The sequence below is a fragment of the Nocardia sp. NPDC055321 genome (assembly GCF_053645575.1).
This window is the reverse complement of the sequence record NZ_JBSHMS010000048.1, coordinates 15859-42394: the sequence shown is the minus strand read 5'-3', so window position 1 is coordinate 42394 and position 26536 is coordinate 15859. Positions and strand designations below refer to the sequence as shown.

Below are 26536 nucleotides of genomic sequence, written 5' to 3'. Positions count from 1 at the left end.
GCCTTGTCTAGGTCGCGTCGTCCTTATAGGAGGTGTACTTGAAAGTACATCGCGCCGGTGTGGCCGGTGTCGGCGGCGGTGCGGAACCAGGTTTCGGCCTTGTCGAGGTCGCCACGATCGCGTAGCAGAAGTCCAAGTGCGATCATCGCGCCGGTGTCGCCGATGTCGCCGCTGTCGGCGGCGGTGCGGTACCAGGTTTCGGCCTTGTCGAGGTCGCCACGATCTTGTAGCAGGCGTCCGAGGAAGTACATCGCGCCGGTGTCGCCGTTGTTGACGGCGGTGCGGTACCAGGTTTCGGCCTTGTCGAGGTCGCCACGATCTTGTAGCAGGCGTCCGAGGAAGTACATCGCGCCGGTGTGGCCGCTGTCGGCGGCGGTGCGGTACCAGGTTTCGGCCTCGTCGAGGTCGCCACGATCGCGTAGCAGAAGTCCGAGATTGAGCATGCCGCCCGCATGGCCTGCGCTGACGGCGCGACGAAAGACGGCTTCAGCGACGCCGAGCAATCCGCGGTTGTACGCGCTGATACCGACCCGATGTGCGAGGGTAGGCGGATCGGTGCCGTCGGTCGCATCGTGCCAGAACTCTTCAGGGATCGCGCGGAAATTGTTGGTGTCGTCAGCGGCCACCAGGTAGTCGAACGGTTTGTAGCTGCGGTCGCGACAGCCAGTTACCGTCGTGACTTCGATTGCGGTCGTGTGGCCTGTGCCTTCCTGCGGTCGGCGAGCCTCTGCGATCGCAGAGTTGAGGTGTGCGTCGGTGATGTCATAGGCCGGATATCGGGTATCGGCCCGCCTCCGCGCAAGCTCCAACAGGCGATCGTGGGGAACCCCGCCCACGAATCCGATCCGAGCCCAGTCGATGACCACCTGAACGACCACGCAGTAAGCAGCGACCTGCTCGGTGACGCCTCGTCGATCACCGCCACGTCGGTACAGGCGCAGCAAAGCCGGTGCGCCAGCAAGCATTTCTGCGAGCCCGTATCGAGACAGATCCATTGTTGGATATAGAGACTGCGCTGCTGCCTGTTCGGTCGGGTCTTCGCTGGTCGGCTCCAACTCGATCCGTCTGGCCTGCTCTAGCAACGTTCGCACCTCGTCGCTGAGCTCCCCGCCGGCGTTGAGTTCGTCGTATTTCTCGCTGCGTAGAGTCGCAACGACCACCGTGCGGCCCGGGCGTGCTGTCAGTCGCGCCAGCACCAGAGGTGTCAATCGTTCACTGCCGCGGGTGAACTGGTCTAGGTTCTCCAACCACACCACCACGGTTTGCGATCCGTTCGCGTATTCCGGGCAGTCCGCGATGGAGGCGGCGGTCGACGGGTCTGGGACCGCCATCAACGCTGAGGGCATTTCGTGTCGGACGGCCTCGAACAGAGTGCGGGTCTTGCCAGCCTTTGACGGCCCGATCACCACCACCAAACGACCACTGCTCAACGCCGACCGTACCCGGACATCAACATCGTTACGTGTGCGTGGCACATACGGGTCAGTTTTTCCATGCTGGTCGATGTCGCCGAAGTCGGACGGGGTTGCCTTCACCGAATACGGGGACAGCGACTCCACCGGCGGCAGCATGCCATTGCTGCCACGAACCTCGACCAGATCTACCAACCGTTTTGGTGCGTGCTGCACGGCACCGTAGAAGTATTGATCGCGGCCCGCGTGGTTTCCGCCGTGGTGGCTGAAGTCGCGGCCTACCTGAGTGTTGTCGTAACGTGCGTGTGCTGCGGACGCGGAGTCAGCGGCCGCGCTTACCGAGGGTGGGGCGGCTCCTGCGAGGCGGAAATATCGGTAATGGTTGCTTTGCCACCGATCTCGACATCCGTACCCAAGAACCCGCTGGCCCCGGGACCCAAAGCGCTCACGCCGCTGATATTGAGCTCGCCGGCTTTGAACCGTTCCAGCTTCACACCGACCACCTCGACTGCGGATGGCGCGGACTCCCGGATAACCCGCACCAATTCCCTTGCCGCCGTCAAATATTCAGGGTCACGGTCGACAGTGGACTCGGCGAGTTCCTCGGCAAGGACCGTCCGTCGTGACTCGATCATCGGACGCGATTCCACGACCACGAGATCGACCGATGGATGATTACGCGAAAGCACTCCCTTCAACGCCGAGTAGGCGTCAGCGACCGCGGTCTTGGCAGCGTCAGTGAGGCCCGCTGTGAGGCCAGCGCTCACAGCGGATGCTGCTGCGACTGCCGCTGCCACGATATTCGGATCCACCCCGGTCGTCCTCCTGTTCGAACTGGCGCCGCCACTGTGGAGCCGCTACCAAACCATAGCTGAAATCGTTTTCCTTGCAACGGATTCCAGGCGAGGTGCACCACCTAGAAGTGCATCGTTGCCAGAATCCGGATCGTCCGACGGGCCTGCACTATTGTCTCCGAGCTCGGCCTCGTGACATCGGGGTATGGGGCGCCAGCTCCTGCAGATCGACTGCGGCGAGAGTTGCTAGTTGGAGACTTTCTTGACACGCTGCGGTCTTGGATCGGAAATCTACAGCTGGTCGCCGAGTCTGGCCTTGCGATGAGCCTCCTTCGCGCGGGTCTCCGCTGTGGCGCGTGCGTAACGTCCGATCATCTGCCGAGACCGCCAACCTGCCAGCATCATTAGATCTTGTTCCTGCCCGCCGTTGGCGAGCCAGTTGTGTGCGAAGAAGTGCCGTAACTGGTGGGGGCGGATCCGGTCGATACCTGCCTCGTCGGCGCGGCGTTCCAGCATCTGTTGGATGCCCGAGCTTGTCATCGGTCCACGCCGGCCCAGCCACAGAGCGGATGCGTTGTGTGCTGCCTGGGGGTGCTGGGCACGCACGCGGAGATACCGGCGAAGCGCGATGCGTGTTTTGTCGCTGAAAGGGAGGTTGCGTGGACGTCGGCCCTTGCCGAGGACCAGGGCCGTATTTTCCTGGAAGTCGAGGGCGTCGACGTCAAGCGGTGCGATCTCGTTGATTCGCGGGCCGATGTCGGCCATGAGTCTGATGAGGGCGGTGTCCCGGCGCGCTTAAAGTCTGTTCCTTCGCAGGCAGCTAGCAGTTTTCGCAGTGCCTCGATCGGTGGGACCGGGATCGGCTTGTCGGGAACAGTGGGGGCTTCATCTTGTCGAACGGGTTGGGCGTCAGAATGTCCTCGCCCTCCAGGTATCGGCAGAACTGCTGAAGGCTGCGGTACTGGCGGTGAGCGTATTCGGGGGTGACCTGTCGACCCGTACGTTTGTTCGTACGGGTGAGAGTGTCTTCTATATAGGCACCGATGTTCGGGCGTGTCAGCGCTGCGGACGTTGGAGCGACCGGAGGGGTCAGCGATCCCAGGAACGCGACGAAGTAGCCGACGTCACGGCCGTACGTGTCGATCGTGCCCTTGGATTTGTTGGTTCGGCGAAGCTCAGTCTTGAAGTCTTCGAGGAGTTCGTCGATGTCGTCCAGCCCCTGCCCCATCACCGGATTCTACCGGCGAAGTTCCTAGGTGGGGGAGCGTTGTGCAGACTGAAAACCTCTGAGCTGTGCAAGATTTGCGCAGCTCAGGGATCGTGTGCGCCCCCGGCAGGAATCGAACCTGCGACCTAGGGATTAGAAGGCCCTTGCTCTATCCAACTGAGCTACGGAGGCAGCGCGGTGCATCGTGGGCGATGCGGCCACCAAACACCATTGCCCATATCGGGCGCGGTGTCCAGCGCGTTGAGTATAGCGAGCGTCCAGATTAGGTAAGTGCGCTTAGCTAGCAACCGATCGGCGCGTCGGGCCGGTAGTGCAGACCGCAGGACCGTAAACCCCCGGGAAGTCCGGACCCCCGCTCCGAACTACCCTGAGCGTATGTCGTCACCGCAGGACTCGCCCGCAGCAGCTGAGGTTCAGGCGCACCGGTCGGGCTCGGGGGTGACTTTCACCGTCGTCGCAGCGATGGCGGGTGCGCTGGCCGCGGTGGCGGCCGCGCTGGTGGTCGGACTTTCCGCCTCGCAGGCCCTGAGTTTGCTGGGGATTCCCGACCCGGGACCGCTGACCACGTACGGCCTGCCCGCCGTCCGCGCGGTCGCCGATCTCGCCGCCGCGATCGCGGTCGGATCGCTGCTGTTCGCGGCGTTCTTCGTGCCGCCGCAGCCCAACGGGGTGCTCGACGTCGGCGGGTACCGGGCGCTGCGCCGGGCGGGCAACGCCGCGCTGGTGTGGGCCGGCGCCGCGGCCCTGCTGGTGCCGTTGACGCTGTCGGACACCACCGGGCAACCCTTCATGGACTCGCTGCGCCCGGAATCGGTGTGGCGTGCCGCGAATCAGGTCGACGTGGCCGGATCGTGGCGCTACACCGTGTTCTTCGTACTGGCCCTGGCCGTCGGCTGCCGGCTCGCGCTGCGCTGGGGCTGGACCCCGGTGCTGCTGGTGCTGTCCATCGTCTGCTTGCTTCCGGTCGCGCTGACCGGGCACTCGTCCTCCGGCGGCGCGCACGACATCGCCACCAACAGCCTGATCCTGCATCTGCTGGCCGCCTGCTTCTGGGTGGGCGGACTGTTCGCGGTGCTGGCCTACGCGCTGCGCGAGGGCAAATACACGGGCCTGGCCGCCCGGCGCTTCTCCCGGGTCGCCACCATCGCGATCGTGGTCATCGCGATCAGCGGCGTGATCAACGCCTGGGTGCGGGTGCCCTTCGGCGAGCTGTTCACCACGACCTACGGCCGGTTGGTGCTCGCCAAGACCGCCGCCCTGCTGCTGCTCGGCCTGATCGGGCTCGCGCAGCGCCGCCGCGCGCTGCCCGCCCTGGAACGCGATCCCGCCGATCGCGGCGCGCTGATCCGCTTCGCGGGCGTCGAGGCGCTCGTCTTCGCGGCGACCTTCGGCATCGCGGTCGGCCTCGGCCGCACGCCGCCCCCGGATCCGCGCTCGGTGCCCACCCCGGCCGAGGTGGAGATCGGATACAACCTCGCCGGACCGCCCACCGCCGCGCGCCTGCTGCTCGACTGGCGCTTCGATCTGATCTTCGGCACGCTCGCCCTCGTGCTGGCCGTGGTCTACCTGCGCGGCGTCCTGCGCCTGCGCGCCCGCGGCGACGCCTGGCCGATGGGCCGGACGATTGCCTGGATGTCCGGGTGCGCGGTGCTGCTGATCGGCACCAGCTCCGGCATCGGCCGCTACGCCCCGGCCATGTTCAGCGTGCACATGGGCCAGCACATGATGCTGTCCATGCTCGCGCCGATCCTGTTCGCCCTGGGCGGCCCGGTGCTGCTGGCCCTGCGCGCGCTGCCGCCCGCGGGCCGCGACGCCCCGCCCGGACCTCGCGAGTGGATCCTGGCCGGGGTACACAACCCGGTGTCCCGCTTCATGACCCAGCCGGTGGTGGCCTCGGTCTTCTTCGTCGCCGGTTTCTACGTGCTCTACCTGGGCGGGGTCTTCGACCAGTTCGTGGGCTCGCACGGCGCGCACCTGCTGATGAACGTCCACTTCCTGCTGAGCGGGTACCTCTTCTACTGGGTGGTCATCGGCATTGATCCGAAACCGCGCCAGGTCGAGCCGCTCGCCAAGCTGGGCATGGTGTTCGGGTCGCTGCCCTTCCATGCCTTCTTCGGCATCGCGCTGATGAGCATGACCACGGTGCTGGGCGGCTGGTTCTACCGCGGGCTCGGCCTGGGCTGGAACAACAACCTGCTCGACGATCAGCACACCGGCGGTAGCCTCGCGTGGGCCAGCGGTGAGATCCCGCTGGTGGTGGTGATGCTCGCGCTGCTGATTCAGTGGTCGCGCAGCGACAAGCGACTGGCCACCCGGCTGGATCGCGCCGCCGAGCGTGATGACGACGCGGATCTGGCCGCGTACAACGCCATGTACGCCGAGCTGGCCCGTCGCGATCGAGAGGTTCGCAAGTGAGTGATCGCCGTCCCGCACCACCCGAGCACCGGGCTCGGAAGATCAAGCGGCTGTACCGCTCCGACGTGCGCCGGGCGCGCAGGCTGCTGCTCGGGCACACCCGCAAGACGCCGGTCTTCCACACCGAGGTGCTCGGCCCGCGCGGGCCGATTCCGGTCACGCTGAAGCTCGAGCACCTGCAGCACGGCGGCACCTTCAAGGTGCGCGGCTGCCTGAACGCGCTGTTGCAGTCCGGTTCCCGCACCGGCAAGGTGGTGATCGCCTCCGGCGGTAACGCCGGCATCGCCGCGGCGCTGGCCAGCGCGCTGCGCGGATTGTCCTGCACGGTGGTGGTGCCCGAATCCGCGCCGCACACCAAGGTCGCGGCCATGTGGTCGCACGGGGCCGAAGTGCTGTGGCACGGAACCACTTACGCCGAGGCGCACCGCTACGCCTGCAAACTCGCCGGTGAGCGCGGCGCGATGCAGCTGCACGCCTACGACCTGCCCGAGATCGTGGCGGGCGCGGGCGTGGTCGGGTTGGAGATCGAGGAGCAGGTGCGCGGCAGGCCGCCGGTGCTGGTCGCGGTCGGCGGCGGCGGTCTGGTGGCCGGGATCGCGGTGGCGCTGGGACTGCGCGGGCGGGTCATCGGCGTGGAGCCGCAGGGCGCGCCGACCCTGCACGCCGCGCTCGCCGCGGGTCACCCGGTGGACGTCGACGTGTCGAGCGTGGCCTCGGATGCCCTGGGCGCGAACCGGATCGGCGCCATCGCGATGGAGGTGGCCCAGCGCTATCAGGTGCGGTCGCTGCTGGTGAGCGACGACGCGATCGTGATGGCGCGGGAGTACCTGTGGCGCGAGTTCCGCATCGTGGTCGAGCCGGCGGGCGCGACGGCGCTGGCTGCCATCCAGAGCGGGGTGTACGTCCCGGCGCCGGGGGAGCGGCCGGTCATCGTGCTGTGCGGGGCGAACACCGACCTCGCCACGCTGTAGTCGCGCAGCGGCTGTTCACATCGGGCGAGGTTGTCCACAATCTGTCATAGCCGCTGGTGCGGGTGGGTGCCGCCGGTCACGCTGGAGGGGTCGGATAGTTCGGTGAAACAGCGAGGGGGACAGCGATGTACGAGGCCAACACCACCGTGATCGGCCGGGTGGTCACGCATCCGGTGCGCAGGCAGCTGCCCAGCGGCGAGCAGATGCTCAGCTTCCGCCTGGCCAGCACCACCCGCCGCTACGACGCCGCGCACAGCGCGTGGGTCGACGGCGGTACGCTCTATCTCACCGTCACCTGCTGGAAGCAGCGCTTCGCGGAGGGCGTGGAAGCCTCCCTGCAGCGCGGCGATCCGATCATCGCCTACGGTCAGCTGCGCTCGAACGAGTACACGACTCGGGACGGTGTGGAGCGCACCGACCTCGAGATGCGCGCCACCGCGCTCGGGCCGGACCTGGGCCGTTGCGTCGCCCCCGTCCAGCGAAAACACTTCGGCCACGCCGACCTGCCCACACCGGCCGCACAGCCCCCCGCCGATGCCGACCGCGCCGGAGAACCGGCAACTCAACACAGTTAGGCTTGCCCATATGGCTGAGTTCATTTACCAGATGACCAAGGTTCGAAAGGCGCATGGCGACAAGGTCGTGCTCGATAACGTGACCTTGAACTTCCTGCCCGGCGCCAAGATCGGTGTCGTCGGCCCGAACGGCGCGGGTAAGTCGAGCGTCCTGAAGATCATGGCCGGACTGGACCAGCCGAACAACGGCGATGCCTGGCTGGCGCCGGGCGCGACCGTCGGCATCCTCATGCAGGAGCCGGAACTCAACGAGGCGAAGACCGTGCGCGGCAACGTCGAGGAGGGCCTCGGCGAGATCAAGGTGAAGCTGGACCGCTTCAACGAGATCGCCGAGCTCATGGCCACCGACTACTCCGATGAACTCATGGAGGAGATGGGCAAGCTCCAGGAGGAGCTCGATCACGCCGACGCGTGGGACATCGACTCCCAGCTCGAGCAGGCCATGGACGCGCTGCGCTGCCCGCCGCCGGAGGAGCCCGTCACGAACCTCTCCGGTGGTGAGCGCCGTCGTGTCGCGCTGTGCAAGCTGCTGCTGAGCCAGCCCGACCTGCTGCTGCTCGACGAGCCCACCAACCACCTCGACGCCGAGTCGGTGCTCTGGCTCGAGCAGTTCCTGGCCAAGTACCCGGGCGCCGTCCTCGCGGTCACCCACGACCGGTACTTCCTGGACAACGTGGCCGAGTGGATCCTCGAGCTCGATCGCGGCCGCACCTTCCCCTACGAGGGCAACTACTCCACCTACCTGGAGAAGAAGGCCGAGCGCCTCGAGGTGCAGGGCAAGAAGGACCAGAAGCTGCAGAAGCGCCTCAAGGACGAGCTCGCCTGGGTTCGCTCCGGCGCCAAGGCGCGTCAGGCCAAGAACAAGGCGCGTCTGGGCCGCTACGAGGAAATGGCCGCCGAGGCCGACAAGATGCGCAAGTTGGACTTCGAGGAGATCCAGATCCCCGCGGGTCCGCGCCTGGGCAGCATCGTGGTCGAGGTCGAGCACCTGGACAAGGGCTTCGGCGATCGCGTGCTCATCAAGGATCTGTCGTTCACCCTGCCGCGCAACGGCATCGTCGGCGTCATCGGCCCGAACGGTGTCGGTAAGTCGACGCTGTTCAAGACGATCGTCGGCCTGGAGCAGCCGGACAGCGGCACGGTGAAGGTCGGTGAGACGGTCTCGCTGAGCTACGTCGACCAGAACCGCGCCGGCATCGACCCGAACAAGAACGTCTGGCAGGTCGTGTCCGACGGCCTGGACTTCATTCAGGTCGGCAACCAGGAAATGCCTTCGCGCGCCTATGTTTCGGCGTTCGGCTTCAAGGGCCCGGATCAGCAGAAGCCGGCCGGGGTGCTCTCCGGTGGTGAGCGCAACCGCCTGAACCTCGCGCTGACCCTCAAGCAGGGCGGCAACCTGATCCTGCTCGACGAGCCCACCAACGACCTCGACGTCGAGACCCTGGGCTCGCTGGAGAACGCGCTGGAGAACTTCCCCGGCTGCGCCGTGGTCATCTCCCACGACCGGTGGTTCCTGGACCGCACTTGCACGCACATCCTGGCCTGGGAGGGCAACGACGACAACCCGGCCGCGTGGTTCTGGTTCGAGGGCAACTTCGAGGCCTACGAGGCCAACAAGATCGAGCGACTGGGCCAGGACGCGGCGCGCCCGCACCGCGTCACCCACCGCAAGCTCACGCGCGGGTAACCCAACCGCGCGTAAGCGCTGCCTGATGTTTGCCGGGGGCCACCGAGTGGCCCCCGGGTGAACGGCAATCGAAGAGCGAACAAGGCGTTTACGCGTTCGCCCTATTGCGTGAATTCTCTTTTGGTGCAAGGTTTGTCGTGTGCGACCTGGTAATTTCGGTCAGTCATCGCTAGCGCCGTACCGCCCGGTTTGTCCGGAGTGTGCGACGCGTGATGACATTGGGAGAAATTCAGCCCGGCACAAGCGGTGCCCAGCTACTCTCGGACCGGCGTCACTTGATTGCGGAAACCGAATCCCCGGGAGTTGGCGAAATGACGGTCTCGTCCGAATTGTCCAGCGCGGCATGGGCTGCGAGTTTGCCCGACTCGTTGCGCGGCAACCTCGTATCGCTCGAGGAGGCGTATTTCCGCCACGTCGACGCGGGCGACGCCGACTGCGCGGTGCCCGCGACCTCCACCCAAATCTTCCGCTGCCACGTGGATCTCGCGGTCAAGCGGGTTCCGGGCACCGCCAATGTGCGTGTGTACCACCACGATGACGACACCGATCTCGGCGCCGCCGTGCAGCTGGTCACCGACGACATGCCCCTGCTGGTGGAATCGGTCACCTCGTTCCTGAGCCGCATGGGCGTGAGCCTGAGCGAGGTCGTGCACCCGATCTTCGAGGTCACCCGCGACCCCGAGGGCCTGCTGGAAACCGCGGTGCCGCACGAGGTCGACGGCAACGGCGCCACCGGTCTGCGCGAATCCTGGATGCACCTGCAGCTGCATCCCTCCACCAGTCGCGAACTGCTGGAGAAGGTCGAGACCACGCTGCCCGACGTGCTCACCGACGTGCGCCAGGTCATCGAGGACACCAGTGCCATGCGCACCGCGCAGGAGCGCGTCGCCGACGAACTGGTGGCGGCCGTGGCCGCGGGCACATCCCCCTACCCCGCAAGCGATCTCACCGATTGCGCGAACCTGCTGCACTGGCTCGCCGACGGCCATTTCACCGTGCTCGGCTACGCCCGCTACGAGCGCACCTCCATCGACGGCAACTCCAAGTCCACCATCGTGCCGGGCACCAGCCTCGGCGTGCTGCGGCCCAACGTGGGCACCGACTTCCGCGTTCCGGACAACAGCGGTGATCAGCCGCTGCTCATGCTCACCCAGGGCCTGGTGCCGGCGACCGTGCACCGCGCGGTGTACCCGTACTTCGTCGGCGTCGCCGCGATCGACCCCGACGGCGCGGTGCTGGGCGTCCATCTGTTCATCGGCGTCTTCACCGTCACCGCGCTGCACGAGAACGTCCTGGACATCCCGGTCATCGAGGGCCGGGTGCACTCGATCATCGAATCCAGCGGCTTCGACCTGGACTCCTTCTCCGGTCAGGAGATGCTCGAGGTCATCCAGTCCTTCCCGCGCACCGAGCTGTTCTCCTCCGACGGCGACACCCTGCGCCGGACGGCCAGCGCCGTCCTGAACGTCGGTATGCGGCGGCAGGTCCGGCTCTTCATGCGGATGGACACCTACGGCCGTTTCGTGGCCTGCATGGTCTACCTCCCGCGCGACCGCTACACCACCCGCGTTCGCCTCGAGATGCAGGACATCCTGGTCCGCGAGCTCGCCGCCGACTCCATCGACTACTCGGCCAGAGTTTCCGAAAGCGATTTGGCCAGTGTGTATTTCACGGTCCGCCTGCCCGACCAGGGCGGCGCGGCCGACACCTCCGAGGCCAACCGGCTGCGCATCCAGCATCTGCTCGCCGAGGCCAGCCGCACCTGGGACGATCACCTGCGCGACGAGGTCGCCACCTCCACCACGGTGGACCCGGCCGTGGTGCAGCGCTACGCCGATGCCTTCCCCGAGAGCTACAAGGAGGACTTCAAGGCCTCCCGCGCGCTGGCCGATATCGTTCGGCTGCAGGGTCTTCGGGAAGGCGGCATCGAGCAGCACCTGTACCGGCGCGCCGACGCCGCTCCCGGTTCCTGGCGCTTCACCCTCTACATCGGCGGCAGCGGTATCTCGCTGAGCCAGGTGCTGCCCGTGCTGCAGAGCCTGGGCGTGGAGGTGATCGACGAACGCCCGCACCAGATCGAGCTGGGCCGCGGCTCCGAACAGTGGATCTACGATTTCGGCCTGCTGGCCCGCCCCGAGCTGCTGCGCAGCGCGCTGGACAGCAACCTGGACGCCGAGCTGGTGGAGTCCTCCGCCCGCATGGCCGCCCTCGACGATCACGTGCGCGGCTTACGCGAGCGCTTCACCGAGGCGTTCGAGGCGCTCTGGTACGGCCACGCCGAAGCCGACGGCCTCAACGAGTTGGTGCTGCGCGGCGGCCTGGACTGGCGCGCGGTGTCGATCCTGCGCGCCTACGCCAAATACCTGCAGCAGGCCGGATTCCCGTACAGCCAGGCCAATATCACCCGGGTGCTGCTGGCCTACCCGGAAGCCGCGCGCATGTTCGTGGAACTGTTCGCGGCGCTGTTCGATCCCGACTCCGCCGACGACGAGCACGCCCGCGACCTGGAGGGCGCGGTGCGCCATCGCATCGACGAGGTGGTGAGCCTGGACGCGGACCGCATCCTGCGCGCCATCCTCGGGCTGATGAAGGCGACGCTGCGCACCAACTACTACGTCACCGACGCCGAGGGCCAGTCCCGGCAGTACCTCTCGTTCAAGGTGGAGCCGCGCGAGATCGCCGAACTCCCCAAGCCGCGACCGCAATTCGAGATCTTCGTGTACTCGCCCCGGGTGGAGGGCGTGCACCTGCGCTTCGGCCCGGTCGCCCGCGGCGGCCTGCGCTGGTCGGACCGGCTGGAGGATTTCCGCACCGAGATCCTGGGCCTGGTCAAGGCGCAGGCGGTGAAGAACGCGGTCATCGTCCCGGTCGGCGCCAAGGGCGGCTTCGTGGTCAAGCAGCCGCCCGCCGCGACCGCCGATCCGGTGGCCGATCGCCAGGCGCTGCAGAACGAGGGCGTCGCCTGCTACCGCACGTTCATCTCCGGCCTGCTCGACGTCACCGACAACGTGGACCGCGGCACCGGCGAAGTCGTTCCGCCGCAACGGGTTCGCCGTCGCGACGGGGACGACACCTACCTGGTGGTGGCCGCCGACAAGGGCACCGCGACCTTCTCCGACATCGCCAACGCGGTGGCCGAGCACTACGGCTTCTGGCTGGGCGACGCCTTCGCCTCCGGCGGTTCGGTCGGCTACGACCACAAGGCCATGGGCATCACCGCCCGCGGCGCGTGGGAGAGCGTCAAGCGGCACTTCGCCGAGATGGACATCGACACCCAGACACAGGATTTCACCGTCGTCGGCATCGGCGACATGAGCGGTGACGTGTTCGGCAACGGCATGCTGCTGTCCCGGCACATCCGCCTGGTCGCGGCGTTCGACCACCGGCACATCTTCCTGGACCCCGATCCCGACGCGGCGACCTCGTACGCCGAGCGCGAGCGCATGTTCGCGCTGCCGCGCTCGTCCTGGGCCGACTACGACCGCTCGCTCATCAGCGAGGGCGGCGGCGTCTGGGACCGCACGGTGAAGTCGGTTCCGGTCAGCGCGCAGGCCCGCGCGGCCCTCGGCCTGGCCGACGACGTGACGGCGCTGTCCCCGCCCGAACTCATGCGCGCGATTCTGAAGTCGCCGGCGCAGCTGCTCTGGAACGGCGGCATCGGCACCTACATCAAGGCCGCCTCCGAAACCAACGCCGAGGTCGGCGACAAGTCCAACGACGCGATCCGCGTGAGCGGAAAAGAACTGCGTGTCAAGGTGATCGGCGAGGGCGGCAATCTCGGCGCCACGGCGCTGGGCCGCATCGAGTTCTGCCTGCACGGCGGCAAGATGAACACCGACGCGCTGGACAACTCCGCGGGCGTCGACTGCTCGGACCACGAGGTCAACATCAAGGTGCTGCTGGACGGCGTGGTGTCGGGCGGGCAGCTGCCCGAGGCCGAGCGCAATCCGCTGCTGGCCTCGATGACCGACGAGGTCGCCGCACTGGTGCTGCGGGACAACGTGTCCCAGAACTACCTCATGGGCCTGTCCCGTGCCGAGGCGCCGCGCATGCTGAACGTGCACAAGCGCCTCATCGAGGAACTGGAACAGCGGCGCGGGGTCGATCGCGAGCTCGAGGCGCTGCCCAACGACGCCGAGATCAAGCAGCGCGCCGAGCTGGGCATCGGCCTGACCTCGCCCGAGCTGTCGAATCTCATGGCGCACGTGAAGCTTTCGCTCAAGGCCGACCTGCTCGCCGGCGACCTGCCGGACAGCACGTACTTCTCGGCGCGGCTGCCGCACTACTTCCCGAAGCCGCTGCGCACCCGGTTCGGCGCGGCCATCAAGAAGCACCGGCTGCGCCGCGAGATCACCACGACCATGCTGGTGAACGAGGTGGTGGATCTGGGCGGCATCACCTACGCCCATCGCCTGAACGAGGAGATCGGCGCGACCGCCTCGGATTCGGTGCGCGCCTTCACCGCGGCGACCCAGATCTTCGATCTGCATTCGATCTGGGAGCGCATTCGCGAGGCCAGGGTGTCCACGGCCATCCAGGACATCCTGGAGCTCGAGACCAAGCGCACGCTCGATCGCGCCTCGCGCTGGCTGCTCAACAACCGGCCGCAGCCCATCGCGGTCGGCGCGGAGATCAACCGGTACACCCGCGAGGTCACCGAACTCGCGCCCCAGGTGCCGGGCTGGCTGCGCGGGCATCACGTCGACACCCTGCACGGGCAGTCGCAGACCCTGATCGATCAGGGCGCGCCCGCCGAGCTGGCGACCGAGGTGTTCGGGTTGCTGAATCTGTTCCCGCTGCTCGATGTGATCGACATCGCCGACATCACCGATCGCAAGGGCGCGGAGGTGGGCGCGCTGTACTACGCGCTCAACGACCACCTCAAGATCGATTGGCTGTTGCAGGCGGTCAGCCACCTCGAACGCGGCGATCGCTGGCACGCGCTGGCCAGGCTCGCGCTGCGCGACGATATGTACGGCTCCCTGCGCTCGCTGACCCTCGATGTGCTCTCCGGCGGTGACCCGGAGGAGACGGCCGAGGAGAAAATTGCATACTGGGAGTCGAAAAATCAGTCCCGGCTGGGTCGCGCCCGCGCTGCCCTCTCGGAATTGTTCGAATCAGGAACCCACGACCTCGCCACGCTGTCGGTCGCGGCGCGGCAGGTGCGCAGCATGGTGAGCGGGGTGGGCGCCCAATCGGAGGTACCGCGTTGACGAGTGTGGATTCGCTGAACGGCCAGGACAAGGCAGTGCGCGCCGGGGAGGTCGATAACGCCGCCCCGCTCGCGGTGGAGCTGCCCGGCGGTGGGCCGCGGCGCTTCCACAGCAAGGTCGAGGTGCGCTGGTCGGATATGGATGCCTTCCAGCACATCAACCATGCCCGCATGGTGACCCTGCTGGAGGAAGCCCGGATTCCGTGGCTGTTCACCGATGACCGCCCCACCGTCCGGCTGCGGACCGGGTGCGTGCTCGTCGATCTGCGCGTGCAGTACAAGGGCCAGCTGCGGCACGAGGATTCCCCGCTGGATGTGTCCCTGTGGATCGAGCGGCTGCGCGCGGTCGACTTCCGCGTCGGCTACGAGGTCCGGGCCGCGGGCGCCGATCCGGACTCCCCGCCGGCCGTCATCGCCTCCACCCAGCTGGCCGCGTTCGACATCGACACCCAGCGACTACGCCGGCTCACCCCCGAGGAGCGCGACTACCTGGCGCTGTGGCTGGCCGACTGAGCCGACCCCGCGACAGTGACTTCGGGAGAACTCACCCTCCACGTTCCCGACCCCGCCGAACGCGAGAATCTGGCGGCCTTCCTGACCCACGCGCTGCGCCTGGATCCGGCGGCGGTGGTCCGGCTGCGCCGCCGCGGTGACCGGTACGTATCGGCCTGGGCCGGAACCGGTTTCGAGGCGCTCGCGGTGCGCACCGTGGTCGCCACCCTGGGGATGGACGACGTGACCGTCGCCGGTGATGTCGTCCGCTCCGGTTTGCACGGCCCGGATTCGGCGGCGCCCTTCGCGCTCGGTTACGCCATGGATTCGGCGTGGCGTACCGCGCTGCCGCCCGAATCGGGTTTTGTGCACGTGGACGATGTGCCCGCGCGGATGCTCGTCGAACTCGCCGAGCGCGGTGCGGAATTGGCGCAGGAGCACGGCAGCGGTCACGGCCCGCCCGCCTCGCTGCTCGATCAGACGGTGCTGACGGTGTCCGGTGGCGGGCAGGAGATCACCGTTCCCATGCGCGTCGTATTCGCGCTCACCGCAATGGATTTCATTCCTCACGGTGGCGAGAAGGCCGATTCGCGCCGCATCTCGGTCGACGAGATCGTCCGGGTGCGGGCCGCGCCGACCTGGCTGCGCCTGGACGCCCGCTACGGCTCGGTCGCCCGCCGGCGCGGCTCGGGGCTGTCGCTGTTCACCAACTGACACGGCGACCGCCCGCCGAGGTGCCGGAATTTCCTTGGCGGGCACAGTTTTTCCGTTATTCGGGTATTCGCCCCGCCCGGGAAGCCCCATAACCGGCGGCAAATCCCAACGGGGGTGCGCATTGTGCGCGGGCGTGCTGAAATCTAGCCATGACAAACCCCAAGCCCCCGACCTGGGCTGTTCTGGTTGTCCTGGCCGGCGCGGCCGCCGTAGCCCTCTCCGCGCTCTTCGTGGTGGTCATCGCGGTGACCTCCGACACCCTGCCGCTGCTGGTCCCCGGAGTCGCCGCGCTCGCGCTGGCCGGGTGGGTCGGTCAGCGCGGTCTGCAGATGCGGGCGCGCAGCACCGCCGACTGACGGCGAGATGAATGCCATTGCGCGGCTGCCGATTCGGGGTATGCCGCGTATTCGGCGCGCGCCAACCGAGTCGATTCAGTGCACGCCCAGGAATCGCAGCCCGGCCGTGACGAACGCGGCGGCCAGGATGACCACGAGCAGCGGCGCCCGCCGCCACGCCAGGGCGGTCGCGACGAGCACGCCCGCGGGCAGCGCGAAGCCGATCTCGGTGTGGCGCGCGGGCATCAGCGTCGTGACCACCAGGGCGGTCAACAGGACGACCGAGGCGATCTCGAGCAGCTTCACCACCCGCGGCGACACCTTGACCCGGTTGCGCAGCGCGGGACCGGCGAAGCGGAAAGCGAAGGTGCCCAGCGCGAGTGCGAACGCGCCGAGCAGCAGAGCCTTGGTCACCGCGGCCTCCCGGAGTCGGTAACCGGGACGTTGTTCGAAAACCCGTTGTCCGAAGGCTCGTCGTTCGTGGCCCCGCCGTCGGAGACCGCGCCGTCCGGCGCGGCCCGGCGGGCCACCAGCAGCACCGCGATCAGGGCCAGCAGCACCGGCAGCCCCGCGCCGAGGAAGGGCGTGGTGAGCGCCGCGACCACCGCGCCCGCGAGCGCGGCGGTGCGGGTGAGCGGATCACGCAGGGCGGGCAGCACCAGGGTGATCAGCACGGCCGGGAAGACCGCGTCCAGGCCGAAGGCGTTGGGATCCGGCACCACCGAGCCCAGGGCCGCGCCGATCGCCGCGCCCAGCGGCCAGGCCGCCACGACGGCCAGCCCGCACGCCCAGTACGCGGCCCGCCTGCGCGGGCGATCGGGTTGTGCCAGGGCCATGGCGACGGATTCGTCGTTCATGACGTGGGTGCCGATCAGTCGCCGCCAGCCGGTGCCGACCACGTCGGGGACCGACAGGCCGTACGGCACGTGCCTGGCGTTGACCAGCAGGCCGGCCAGCACCGCGGCGACGAGCCCGCCGCCCGCGGTGATGATGCCGATGAAGACGAACTCCGACCCGCCCGCGACCACCGCCACGCTGAGCAGGATGGGTAGCCAGGCGGGGAGTCCGGCGGTGACGGCGTTCGCCCCGTAGGAGACGCCGATCATGGCGACGGCCAGGCAGATCGCCGCGATACCGGTGAGCGCACCCCGATCCAGTGTTCGCCATATCGAACGCATGTCGTCTATATTGAACGCATCGGGCTCGGTTAGTCAAAGCGGAATCGGTCACGGCGGGTACTGTGTGTATCCGTCATGACGCAGTCCCACAACCCGTCGCCGGAACCGAGCCACCCCCAGCCGCCGCAGCAGACGATCGCCGCCGCGCTGCGCCGTGAGCGCACCCGGGCCGGGCTTTCGCTGACCGAGGTCGCGCGCCGCGCCGGGATAGCGAAATCCACACTGTCGCAACTGGAATCGGGCGCGGGCAATCCGAGCATCGAAACGCTGTGGGCGCTGTGCGTCGCGCTGGACATTCAGTTCTCCCGGCTGCTGGACCCGCCGAGCCCGCAGGTTCAGGTGATCCGGGCGGGCGAGGGCGCGATCCTGGCCTCGTCCCAGGCAGAGTATCGGACGACCCTGCTGGCGGCCTCGCCGCCGAGCGCGCGCCGCGACATGTACCGGGTCACCGCCGAACCCGGGCACCCCCGCGATTCGGACCCGCATTCACACGGCGTGGTCGAGCACATGGTGATCGGCGCGGGCCGGGCCATGGTCGGACCCGCCGAGGCCCCCGTGGAACTGCGTCCCGGGGACTACATCTGCTACCCGGGTGACCGCCCGCATGTCTTCGAGGCGCTCGAGCCCGGTACCTGGGCGCTGCTGATCAGCGAATACAGCTGATCAGGCGGCGCCCTCGCCGAGATACTGCAACCAGGTCGGATCCAATTCCGAACTCGCCGAGAGCAATCGCCAGTGCGGGCCCTTCGGGGAGACCAACTGGTGATGCAGGGTCCACCCGATCTCGCTGAGCAGCTTGTCCGCCTTGCGATGGTTGCACGGGGCGCACGAGGCGACGCAGTTCTCCCAGGTGTGCGGCCCGCCGCGGCTGCGCGGAATGACATGGTCGATGGTCTCGGCCTTCGCGCCGCAGTACGCGCAGCGATATCGATCGCGATGCATGAGCGCCGCGCGGGTCATGGGCACCCGGGCGCGATAGGGGACGTGCACGTAGTTACGTAGTCGAATGACCGAGGGGAGCGCCACCGAGGTGCCGGCGGAATGCACGACCGGGCCTTCGGGATTGTCGTGCACGGTCTGGGCCTTGTCGCAGATCAGCAGGACGATCGCGCGGCGCGCGGAAAGTGCGGTGAGCGGCTCGTAGGTGGCGTTGAGCAGCAGGACGCGGCTCTTGGACCACACCGCGACGGGCGGGGCGTCGGACGGACGATGCGCGGAATGCGCGCCGGGATACGAATGGTCGGACAAGATGTGCAGCGGAGTAGCCCCCGAGCCACGATTGTGGACGTCGGCGGGCTGGAGTTGTCGATGCGTGCGCGCCTCGTGCCGGGCGCCGTGCCGCTGCTTCATTGGGCATACCCCGAGTTCGTATTCGTCCGATGGTGTGGTATCTCGGCAGACTGCCACCCAGTTGACCATGGAATCCGGCGGATTGCACGGTGATTTCGCACATTGTCGGGCACAAACGGATGAACGGCCCGTGACAATCCGGAATGCGCCGCTCACCGGCGCGGAAGCGGCCCGTCCGGGCGGTTTGCACGACCGGTGCGCGGGGTGCGAACGGCCCGCGGAGCCCGCCCCGGCGCGGCCGGGAAGTGGACACTGCACAATGGATGCCGTGACTGGCGAGCAGACAGCGACATCGTTCTATGAGGCCGTGGGCGGCGCGGAGACCTTCGATCGGCTGGTCTCGGTCTTCTACCGGGAGGTCGCCCAGGATGAACTGCTGCGCCCGCTCTACCCGGAGGAGGATCTCGGTCCCGCCGAGCGCCGGTTGCGCCTGTTCCTCGAGCAGTACTGGGGCGGTCCGCGGACCTACGGCGAGGAGCGCGGGCACCCGCGCCTGCGCATGCGGCACCACCCGTTCAAGGTCGGTCCGCTCGAGCGGGACGCGTGGCTGCGGGCCATGCACATCGCGGTCGCCGAGATCGAACCCGAAGTGCTCGACGCGCCGCATCGCAAACAGCTGCTGGACTACTTCGAGATGGCCGCCAATTCGCTCATGAACTCGCCCTTCTGAATTCGTCGCGCAGAACTCACACGCTCCCACAGCTTTCCGGTAAGGCGTCTCCTCCGCTGATCATTTGCTGAATCTGGACAAGTGTCGCCGACGCGCCTCCAACAACGCCGGGCTTTGGCACCATTACGGCTGTGAACGAGAACTCCGCCGCCGTGCCCCCCGACCTATCGCCGCCGGCGGCGCCGTGGTGGCGATCGGCGGTGTTCTACCAGGTGTATCCGCGCTCGTTCGCCGATTCGAATGCCGACGGCACGGGTGACCTGGGCGGATTGCGCGAGAAGCTGGGATATCTGGAACTGCTCGGGGTGGACGCGCTGTGGATCTGCCCGGTCATGCTCTCGCCCATGGCCGATGGCGGGTACGACGTCGCCGATCCGCGCGACATCGATCCGCTCTTCGGCGGTCTCGCGGCCATGGACGCGGTCCTCGCCGAGGCCCACGATCGCGGGCTGCGGGTGACGATGGACCTGGTGCCCAATCACACCAGCGATCAACATCTCTGGTTCCAGCAGGCGCTGCACGCCCCGCCCGGCAGTCCCGAACGGGCCCGCTACATCTTCCGCGACGGCCGCGGCCCGGAAGGCGCGGAGCCGCCCAACAATTGGCCGAGTATTTTCGGCGGACCGGCGTGGACCCGCGTCATCGAATCCGACGGCCTGCCCGGGCAGTGGTATCTGCACATCTTCGCGCCCGAGCAGCCCGATCTGAATTGGGAAAACCCGGAGGTGGCAGCGGATTTCGAGGAGACGATCAGATTCTGGCTGGCGCGCGGGGTCGACGGATTCCGCATCGATGTCGCGCACGGTATGGCCAAACCCGCGGGTCTCCCCGATATGGCGTATCCGCAGGGGCAGTTCGACGGAGACACCCTGGTGGTGCACGACGACGGCGATCCGCGCTTCAACGATCCCGGCGTGCACGCCATTCACCGCCGATTACGCACGATCATGGATCAGTATCCGGACACGGTCGCCATCGGTGAAGTCTGGGTGGACGACAATGTGCGCTTCGGCGAGTACGTCAGACCCGACGAACTCCACCTCGCTTTCAATTTCCGATTGGCCGAAGCGCCTTTTCGGCCGGATCGAATTCGCGCGGCCATCGACAATTCGCTGCGCGCGGTGGACGCGGTCGGCGCGAGTCCGACCTGGACTCTGTCCAATCACGATGTCGAACGCGAGGTCACCCGTTACGGCGGTGGCGCGGCCGGTCAGGCCCGCGCTCGCGCCATGATTCTGCTGGAGCTGGCGCTGCCCGGCGCGGTATTCGTCTACAACGGAGCCGAATTGGGCCTGCCCAATATCGACGATCTGCCCGAGTCCGCGCTGCGGGATCCGACCTGGGAGCGCTCCGGGCACACCCGGCGCGGGCGGGACGGCTGCCGGGTGCCGCTGCCGTGGGAGGGACAGCGGCCGCCGTTCGGATTCACCGCGGGGGAGCCGTGGCTGCCGATGCCGGCGCAATGGTCCGCGCTCACCGTGGAGAAACAGCTGGAGCGCCTGGATTCGATGTTGTCGCTGTATCGGATGGCCATCGAATTGCGCGGCGCCCGCCCGGAATTCGGCGGGCCCGGGCTCGAGTGGTACGCGAGCCCGCCGGGCTGTCTGGCATTCCGGCGGGACGGCGGGCTGCTGTGTGTGCTCAATGCCACGGATTCGCCGATTCTGCTGCCCGCGGGCGAGGTGCTCCTCACCAGCGCTCCGATTAGAGCTGGAAAACTTCCGGCTAACTCGACGGCCTGGCTTGTCTGAGCGCAATTCCGGCGACACGGGCGTGTGCATGCTCACCGGTCGGTGATGTCGATCCGGGCATCCATTACCGTTGGGCTGTGAGCATTCTCCAGACAGTGCTGATCTACGTCGGCATCCCGCTTGCGATCTATCTGGTGATCGCCGGATTGTCGTTCCTCGGTAAGCCGCTGCCCGGTAAGAAGCCGGACCCCTTCGTGCTCGGCGCGAAGTGGACCCAGCCGCCGGTGCTGTGGAGCGCGACCGATGAAGTGACCGGATCCGGTCATCACGACACCGCAGACTCGTCGCATGGCAATCATGCGGCTATCGACTCCGCGCACGCGGACCTGATCGGAGGCCGGGCAAGTGGCAAGTTCTAATTGGCCCGCGGTGAACGAGGCCGACCTACCGCACGGCTGGGTGGTGACGCCCAGCGGTCGCGTGTCCGGCGTGCACGAGGCCGGTGACGTGTTCAGTGAGGTGCCCTTCACCGATCACGATCGCCTGCTGATCGACAACGCGCTCACCGATGCCACCCGGTCCACCAAGGTGCGCTTCAACATCTACATCGGCGACCTCGGCGCGGATTCCGCCGCGGGAGCCGACGCGATCTTCCCGGGTACCCCCGAGGCCGCCCGCTCGGTCCTGATCGCCGTGGATCCGAACACCAACTCCGTCGAGGTCCGCTCCGGCGCCGATGTCGCCGACCGCGCCAACGACCGGATCTGCCAGCTGGGCGCGACCGCCGCGCTGACCCCCTTCCGCCAGGGTGAGCTGATCGACGGCCTGGTGGCCGCCGTCCGCAACATGGCCGCCCACATCGGCAGGTAGCTGTACCGCCTCCCCGGATATTCAGCGCACGGCTGTGGAGCCGTGCGCTGATTTGTACGCGTGGTGCGGTCGGGGGCGCACACGATTTTGGGCGTACCCCCGGAGTTACCCCGACCGGAACCAGATCAGGTCTCGCCTCGGGCGACGAAGAACGAACGAGGCAACGTGCCGGGCGGGGCGTCGCGGGGGACGCAGGAGTTCGTGCGCCGGCCGAGGTATCGGTGGGTGGGGGTGTCCGATCTGCTGTGAGCAGAACGGGGAGTGAGGGTGGGGGCGGGGCAATTACGCTCGGACCATGTCCGAGTTGCCGCGTCTTCATTCCATTCCCGGTGGGCGTCAGGGAGAGGGGCGTGCGCCGCAGGCTGCGCGTAGCGCCCGGCGACCCAGGGTCCGGCCGTTGCGGTCGGCGCCGGGGCCCGAGCGGGCGGCCGAGCCCGCGGGCGGGCGCGAACCGCTCTGGCGGGAAGTGCTGGGGGAGAGGTTGCGGGCGCTGCGGCTCGATCAGGGGGAGAAGCTCACCGAGACCGCGGGGCGGGCCGGAATCTCACCGCAGTACCTGTCGGAGGTCGAGCGCGGGCGCAAGGAGCCGTCCAGCGAGATGATCGCGGCGCTGGCGGGCGCCCTGGGCACCACGCTCGGACATCTCACCTCGCAGGTGGCGGCGGATCTGCTGCGGCAGCAGCGGACTCGGATGCCGATCTCCGGGCCGGTCCTGATGGCGGCCTGACCCGGAGTCCGGTCCGTCACTCGCGCGGGCCGAGCACCTGGTCCACCAGGCCGTAGTCCAGCGCGGCCTGCGCGGTGAACACGCGGTCGCGATCGGTGTCGCGGCGCAGCGTCTCGGGGGTCTGGCCGGTGTGCGCGGACAGGATCGTCTCGATCTCGGCGCGGATGCGCACCACCTCCTCGGCCTGCAGGATCAGATCCGGAATCGTGCCGCGGCCCTGGGTCGCGGGCTGGTGCAACACGATTCGGGCGTGCGGCAGCATCATGCGCCGGCCGGGCGCGCCACCGGCCAGCAACACCGCGCCGACCGCGATGGCCTGGCCCACACAGGTGGTCACCACCGGTGAGGAGATGTGCTGCATGGTGTCGTAGACCGCGAGCATGGCCGACAGGTCGCCGCCCTCGCAATTGATGTAGAGGTTGATCTCGTGCCCGGGACTCTCGGCGTCCAGGTGCAGCAGCTGGGCGATGAGCGCGTTGGCGACCCCGGAATCGATGGGGGTGCCCAGGTAGACGATGCGCTCGACCAGCAGGTGCGAGTAGACGTCCATGATGCGCTCGCCGCGCGGATGCTGGGCGATGACATTCGGAATGGTGTAGCTGCTCATGAGATTCCCACCTTGTTGCGCTGCGGAACGACCTGCCAGAACGAGTCGACGATCGCGTCGATGAAGCCGTACTCCTTGGCCTGCGGCGCGGTGAACCAGCGATCGTGCAGCGAGTCCTCGTAGACCTGGTCGTACGGCTGCCCGGTGTCCGAGGCGATCAGCCCGAGCACGGTCTGCACGGTGTGGCGCAGGTCGTCGGCCTGCACCTGCACTTCGACCGCGCTGCCGCCGATACCCGCCGAGCCCTGGTGCATCAGGATGCGGGCGTGCGGGAGGGCGAAGCGCCTACCCGGCGTCCCCGAGGACAGCAGGAATTGCCCGGCGCTGCACGCCAATCCGAGCGCCAGCGTGGAGACCTCGCACGGCACCAGTCGCATGACGTCGCGAATGGCGAGCATGGCGGGAACCGACCCGCCCGGCGAGTGGATCCACAGTGAGATCCCCGCCTCCGGATCCTCCGCGGCCAGGGTGAGCATCTGCGTCATGAGCAGGGCCCCGTTGTCGTCGTCCAGCGGTCCGTCCAGCACCAGAATCCGCCGCCCGAAAAGCTGTTCCCGTGTGCGCCAGTTGAAGCTCGGCGTCTTCTCCTCGTGTGCCATGGCTCCACCGTGCCCGGCCCGCACCGGGTTTCGCGCCCCACGCTGCCCACAGCGGATCCGCTCACAGCAGCGTGCGGCTCGGGCGCAGGTCAGCGCGGGTTGCGAACGGCCGCAGCCCCTCTCGCCGACGGCGAAAGGGGCTGCGGTTCGGGTGTTGCTACTGCTGGTCGAAGGCCCGGGCGCGCAGCGAGCGCTCGATCCCGGCTTTGCCCTCGATCACCAGGCGGCGCAGCGAGGACGGGTGGTCGGCGGCCAGGAACTTGTCCGCGATGGCGACCGCTTCCTCGCTGATGGCCCAGTGCGGGTAGAGCCCGACCACGACGGTCTGGGCGACCTCGCTCGAGCGGCGCTCCCACACCGAGGGGATCTCGGCGAAGTACCGCTCGACGTACGGGGTCAGCAGGTGCGCCTGACCCACCGGCGCGAAGCCGGTGACGATGGCGCGCGCGGTGATGTTCGGCACCGAGTCGTCGTCCATGACCGTGGCCCACGCCTGCGCCTTGACCGGGATCTGCGGGCGGGCGGTGGCGGCCGCGGCGGCCTGGCGGCGACCGGCGGCGGTGGGGTCGCGCTCCAGTTCGGCGTCGATGACCGGGGTCTGGTCGCCGTCGGCGTCGATGTCGCCGGCCGCGGCCAGGGCCTGGATGAGCCGCCAGCGCAGGTCGGTGTCCACGGTCAGGCCGGGCAGCCCGGCCGTCTCGGGATCGGCCTCGAGGACCTGGCGCAGCGCCTCGATGTGCCGCACCGACAGGTGCGCCCCGGTCAGGGCGTTGACGAACGCCAGCTGCTCGTCCGAACCGGGCGCGGCGGCCCGGGCCAGCTGCAGCAAACGATCGGCGAATTCGGGCCAGCCGGTTTCGACGGCCCAGTTCGGATCGGCGTACGCGGACAGCGCGGTGTGCGCCTGCATGAGCAGCCGCTGCACCACGCCGATCTCGGTCTCCGCGCCGACGCCGCTCTGCACCAGCGCCACGAAATCGCGGGCCTTCATCTCGGCCTGGCGGGTCATCTCCCAGGCAGCCGACCAGCACAGCGTGCGCGGCAGCGGTTCGGCGATGTCGGCGATGCGATCGACGACGGTCCCGAGCGAGGCCGGATCCAGCCGGACCGAGCAGTAGGTGAGATCGTCGTCGTTGACCAGCGCCAGCTTGCCCGCCGCGACCCCGACCAGCTCGGGCACCTCGGTGCGCTCGGCCGGATCGATGTCGAGCTCGACGCGCTTGGTGCGCACCAGCTTTCCGTCGCGGTCGTCGTAGATGCCGATCGCCAGGCGGTGCGTGCGGCGCTCGCCCGCGCCCGGCTCCGCGCCGTCCTGCACGACGGTGAAGGAGGCGTAGTTGCCCTCCGCGTCCACGGTGAACTCGGGCCGCAGGATGTTCAGGCCGGTGGTCTTGAGCCACTGCGCGCCCCAGTCGGACAGATCACGGCCCGACGCCTTCTCCAGCGCGCCCACCAGATCGTCGAAAGTCGCGTTGCCGTAGGCGTGTTCGGTGAAGTAGTCGCGCAGGCCCGCCAGGAACGGCTCCTGACCCACGTAGGCCACCAGCTGCTTGAGCACCGAAGCGCCCTTGGCGTAGGTGATTCCGTCGAAGTTCACCTCGACCGCGTGCAGGTCCGGGATATCGGCGGCGATCGGGTGGGTGGAGGGCAGCTGATCCTGCCGGTACGCCCAGGACTTCTCGACGTTGGCGAAAGTGGTCCAGGCATTGGTGTATTCGGTGGCGCTCACCTGGCACAGCACCGAGGCGAAGGTCGCGAACGACTCGTTCAGCCACAGGTCGTCCCACCACTTCATGGTGACCAGATCGCCGAACCACATGTGCGCCATCTCGTGCAGCACGGTCTCGCAGCGGCGCTCGTAGGACGCGCGAGTCACCTTGGAGCGGAACACATAGTCTTCGAGGAAGGTGACCGCGCCCGCGTTCTCCATGGCGCCCGCGTTGAACTCGGGCACGAACAGCTGGTCGTACTTGCCGAAGGCGTACGGCACGCCGAAATTCTCGTGGTAGAAGCCGAAACCCTGCTTGGTCTCGGTGAAAAGCCGCTCGTGGTCCATGAATTCGGCCAGCGAGGCGCGGCAGTAGATGCCCAGCGGGATCTCCCCGTGCCCGTCGCTGAAGCTGTCGGTCCACTTGGCGTACGGGCCGGCGATAAGCGCGACCAGGTAGGTGCTCATGCGCGGGGTGGTCGCGAAGGTGTGCTCGACGACCGCGCCGACGGTGCGGGTGCCCACGACCGCGCCGTTGGAGATGACCTCCCAGTCCTGCGGCGCGGTGGCGATCACGTCGTAGGTGGCCTTGAGGTCGGGCTGATCGAAGCAGGCGAACATCCGCTTGGCGTCGGCGGTTTCGAACTGCGAGTACAGGTAGACCCGGTTGTCGGTCGGGTCGACGAACCGGTGCAGGCCCTCGCCGGTGTGGGAGTACTCGCAGTCGGCCTCGATGACGAGTTCGTTGCGCTCGGCCAGGCCGTGCAGGGTCAGGCCGAGCGATTCGTCGTAGCCGGTGACATCGAGCGCCACGCCGTTGAGCACGGCCGAGCGAATGCCCGCGCCCACGAAATCGATGAAGGTCTGCGCGCCCGGGGTGGCGGTGAAGGTCACCGTCGAGCGCGAGAAGAACAGATCACTGGTCGCGGCCTCGGCGCTGGTCGGCTGCCCGGTCAGATCCAGTTCGACACGGTAGTTCTCCACCTGGACCGTCGCGGCGCGTTCGATCGCCTGTTCGCGGGTGAGGTTCGGTGCGGACAAGGGGGCTCCTTCGCTCTCGGAAGCTGTGCGATGCGGACGACCGCGCGGGTACTGCCGCACCGTTCGCGGGCAGCGCTGCCCGCCGTGATGCCGTGCGCCCGCGACCCGGCCCGAGCGGTCGGGAACAATTCTCCACTCGTTGCCCGGCAGCGGCGCGACCTTGCCCACAATGCCACGACCGGCGATCCGGTGGCGGCCACACGCTCGGGTTTTCGCCCTCGGTAGGGTGTGTGACGGCAGCACGTCTACGAGGAGGACCG

Annotated in this window: 23 protein-coding genes, 1 tRNA gene and 1 pseudogene; 14 read left to right on the top strand and 11 right to left on the bottom strand. The window is 68.0% G+C overall.

All coding sequences use genetic code 11. From position 1 onward, the window contains the following. Window positions 1–23: 23 nt before the first annotated feature. The 5 genes and pseudogenes from ACWIGI_RS40020 to ACWIGI_RS40000 all read right to left on the bottom strand — a co-directional run bounded on the left by ACWIGI_RS40020 (window position 24) and on the right by ACWIGI_RS40000 (window position 3605). On the bottom strand, window positions 24–1628 hold the full coding sequence (locus tag ACWIGI_RS40020) for a tetratricopeptide repeat protein (RefSeq protein ID WP_454208875.1): 1605 nt from the start codon (window positions 1626–1628) through the stop codon (window positions 24–26). A 119-nt stretch (window positions 1629–1747) separates the two neighbouring features. Beyond that, window positions 1748–2224, bottom strand: coding sequence for a hypothetical protein (locus ACWIGI_RS40015; protein ID WP_454208874.1), 477 nt, complete (start codon window positions 2222–2224; stop codon window positions 1748–1750). Window positions 2225–2497: 273 nt separating this feature from the next. Continuing rightward, window positions 2498–2983 (bottom strand): annotated as a pseudogene (locus ACWIGI_RS40010) (tyrosine-type recombinase/integrase); the annotation flags it as partial. A 43-nt stretch (window positions 2984–3026) separates the two neighbouring features. Beyond that, complete coding sequence (locus ACWIGI_RS40005) at window positions 3027–3434, bottom strand: hypothetical protein (RefSeq protein ID WP_454208873.1); 408 nt, start codon at window positions 3432–3434, stop codon at window positions 3027–3029. A gap of 97 nt (window positions 3435–3531) precedes the next feature. Then, window positions 3532–3605 (bottom strand) — tRNA-Arg (locus tag ACWIGI_RS40000). 204 nt (window positions 3606–3809) lie between these two features. Between ACWIGI_RS40000 and ACWIGI_RS39995 the strand changes: the two genes are divergently transcribed. The 8 genes from ACWIGI_RS39995 to ACWIGI_RS39960 all read left to right on the top strand — a co-directional run bounded on the left by ACWIGI_RS39995 (window position 3810) and on the right by ACWIGI_RS39960 (window position 15856). Then, window positions 3810–5849: a cytochrome c oxidase assembly protein gene (locus ACWIGI_RS39995; RefSeq protein WP_454208872.1), complete on the top strand. Its 2040-nt coding sequence runs from the start codon at window positions 3810–3812 to the stop codon at window positions 5847–5849. Further along, window positions 5846–6820 carry a threonine/serine dehydratase gene (locus tag ACWIGI_RS39990; protein WP_454208871.1) on the top strand — a complete coding sequence of 325 codons (975 nt, stop codon included), beginning with the start codon at window positions 5846–5848 and terminating at the stop codon, window positions 6818–6820. Before ACWIGI_RS39995 ends, ACWIGI_RS39990 begins: the two co-directional genes overlap by 4 nt. Before the next feature lie 125 nt (window positions 6821–6945). Further along, entirely contained in the window at window positions 6946–7395 is a 450-nt protein-coding gene (locus ACWIGI_RS39985) for a single-stranded DNA-binding protein (protein ID WP_454208870.1), read from the top strand. Between the two features lie 10 nt (window positions 7396–7405). After that, window positions 7406–9082, top strand: coding sequence for an energy-dependent translational throttle protein EttA (ettA, locus tag ACWIGI_RS39980; RefSeq protein ID WP_454208869.1), 1677 nt, complete (start codon window positions 7406–7408; stop codon window positions 9080–9082). A 311-nt stretch (window positions 9083–9393) separates the two neighbouring features. Beyond that, the gene (locus ACWIGI_RS39975; RefSeq protein ID WP_454208868.1) at window positions 9394–14295 is read left to right on the top strand and encodes an NAD-glutamate dehydrogenase; all 4902 of its coding nucleotides are present in this window, start codon (window positions 9394–9396) and stop codon (window positions 14293–14295) included. Window positions 14296–14375: 80 nt separating this feature from the next. Further along, window positions 14376–14807 (top strand): acyl-CoA thioesterase, encoded by a 432-nt coding sequence (locus tag ACWIGI_RS39970; RefSeq protein WP_454208876.1) that lies wholly within the window; start codon window positions 14376–14378, stop codon window positions 14805–14807. Window positions 14808–14822: 15 nt separating this feature from the next. Continuing rightward, on the top strand, window positions 14823–15500 hold the full coding sequence (locus tag ACWIGI_RS39965) for a hypothetical protein (protein ID WP_454208867.1): 678 nt from the start codon (window positions 14823–14825) through the stop codon (window positions 15498–15500). 149 nt (window positions 15501–15649) lie between these two features. Continuing rightward, on the top strand, window positions 15650–15856 hold the full coding sequence (locus ACWIGI_RS39960) for a hypothetical protein (RefSeq protein WP_454208865.1): 207 nt from the start codon (window positions 15650–15652) through the stop codon (window positions 15854–15856). A gap of 75 nt (window positions 15857–15931) precedes the next feature. Here the strand turns inward: ACWIGI_RS39960 and ACWIGI_RS39955 are convergent, their stop codons facing one another. Then, a complete protein-coding gene (locus ACWIGI_RS39955; RefSeq protein WP_454208864.1) occupies window positions 15932–16249 on the bottom strand; it encodes an AzlD domain-containing protein in 318 nt (105 codons plus the stop codon). Beyond that, window positions 16246–17013 (bottom strand): AzlC family ABC transporter permease, encoded by a 768-nt coding sequence (locus ACWIGI_RS39950; RefSeq protein ID WP_454208863.1) that lies wholly within the window; start codon window positions 17011–17013, stop codon window positions 16246–16248. Before ACWIGI_RS39950 ends, ACWIGI_RS39955 begins: the two co-directional genes overlap by 4 nt. Before the next feature lie 75 nt (window positions 17014–17088). Between ACWIGI_RS39950 and ACWIGI_RS39945 the strand changes: the two genes are divergently transcribed. Then, a complete protein-coding gene (locus ACWIGI_RS39945; protein ID WP_454208862.1) occupies window positions 17089–17676 on the top strand; it encodes a helix-turn-helix domain-containing protein in 588 nt (195 codons plus the stop codon). Here ACWIGI_RS39945 and ACWIGI_RS39940 read toward each other — a convergent pair whose 3' ends face one another. Next, on the bottom strand, window positions 17677–18363 hold the full coding sequence (locus ACWIGI_RS39940; protein WP_454208861.1) for an HNH endonuclease: 687 nt from the start codon (window positions 18361–18363) through the stop codon (window positions 17677–17679). It abuts the gene before it with no gap. Window positions 18364–18622: 259 nt separating this feature from the next. On the opposite strand from ACWIGI_RS39940, the gene ACWIGI_RS39935 reads away from it, so the two are divergent. From ACWIGI_RS39935 to ACWIGI_RS39915, 5 genes are all read left to right on the top strand, one after another. After that, complete coding sequence (locus ACWIGI_RS39935) at window positions 18623–19033, top strand: globin (RefSeq protein WP_454208860.1); 411 nt, start codon at window positions 18623–18625, stop codon at window positions 19031–19033. 131 nt (window positions 19034–19164) lie between these two features. Next, the gene (locus ACWIGI_RS39930; protein ID WP_454208859.1) at window positions 19165–20784 is read left to right on the top strand and encodes a glycoside hydrolase family 13 protein; all 1620 of its coding nucleotides are present in this window, start codon (window positions 19165–19167) and stop codon (window positions 20782–20784) included. A 77-nt stretch (window positions 20785–20861) separates the two neighbouring features. After that, entirely contained in the window at window positions 20862–21143 is a 282-nt protein-coding gene (ctaJ, locus tag ACWIGI_RS39925) for an aa3-type cytochrome oxidase subunit CtaJ (RefSeq protein WP_454208858.1), read from the top strand. Beyond that, a complete protein-coding gene (locus ACWIGI_RS39920; RefSeq protein ID WP_454208857.1) occupies window positions 21130–21594 on the top strand; it encodes a DUF5130 family protein in 465 nt (154 codons plus the stop codon). The genes ctaJ and ACWIGI_RS39920 overlap by 14 nt, the downstream gene beginning before the upstream one ends. A gap of 397 nt (window positions 21595–21991) precedes the next feature. Next, a complete protein-coding gene (locus ACWIGI_RS39915) occupies window positions 21992–22321 on the top strand; it encodes a helix-turn-helix domain-containing protein (RefSeq protein ID WP_454208856.1) in 330 nt (109 codons plus the stop codon). Between the two features lie 16 nt (window positions 22322–22337). On the opposite strand, the gene ACWIGI_RS39910 is transcribed toward ACWIGI_RS39915, so the two are convergent. The 3 genes from ACWIGI_RS39910 to pepN all read right to left on the bottom strand — a co-directional run bounded on the left by ACWIGI_RS39910 (window position 22338) and on the right by pepN (window position 26276). Then, window positions 22338–22928 (bottom strand): ClpP family protease, encoded by a 591-nt coding sequence (locus tag ACWIGI_RS39910; RefSeq protein WP_454208855.1) that lies wholly within the window; start codon window positions 22926–22928, stop codon window positions 22338–22340. Then, on the bottom strand, window positions 22925–23527 hold the full coding sequence (locus ACWIGI_RS39905; RefSeq protein WP_454208854.1) for a ClpP family protease: 603 nt from the start codon (window positions 23525–23527) through the stop codon (window positions 22925–22927). Before ACWIGI_RS39905 ends, ACWIGI_RS39910 begins: the two co-directional genes overlap by 4 nt. A gap of 157 nt (window positions 23528–23684) precedes the next feature. Then, window positions 23685–26276 carry an aminopeptidase N gene (gene pepN / locus ACWIGI_RS39900; RefSeq protein ID WP_454208853.1) on the bottom strand — a complete coding sequence of 864 codons (2592 nt, stop codon included), beginning with the start codon at window positions 26274–26276 and terminating at the stop codon, window positions 23685–23687. Between the last annotated feature and the right edge of the window lie 260 nt (window positions 26277–26536).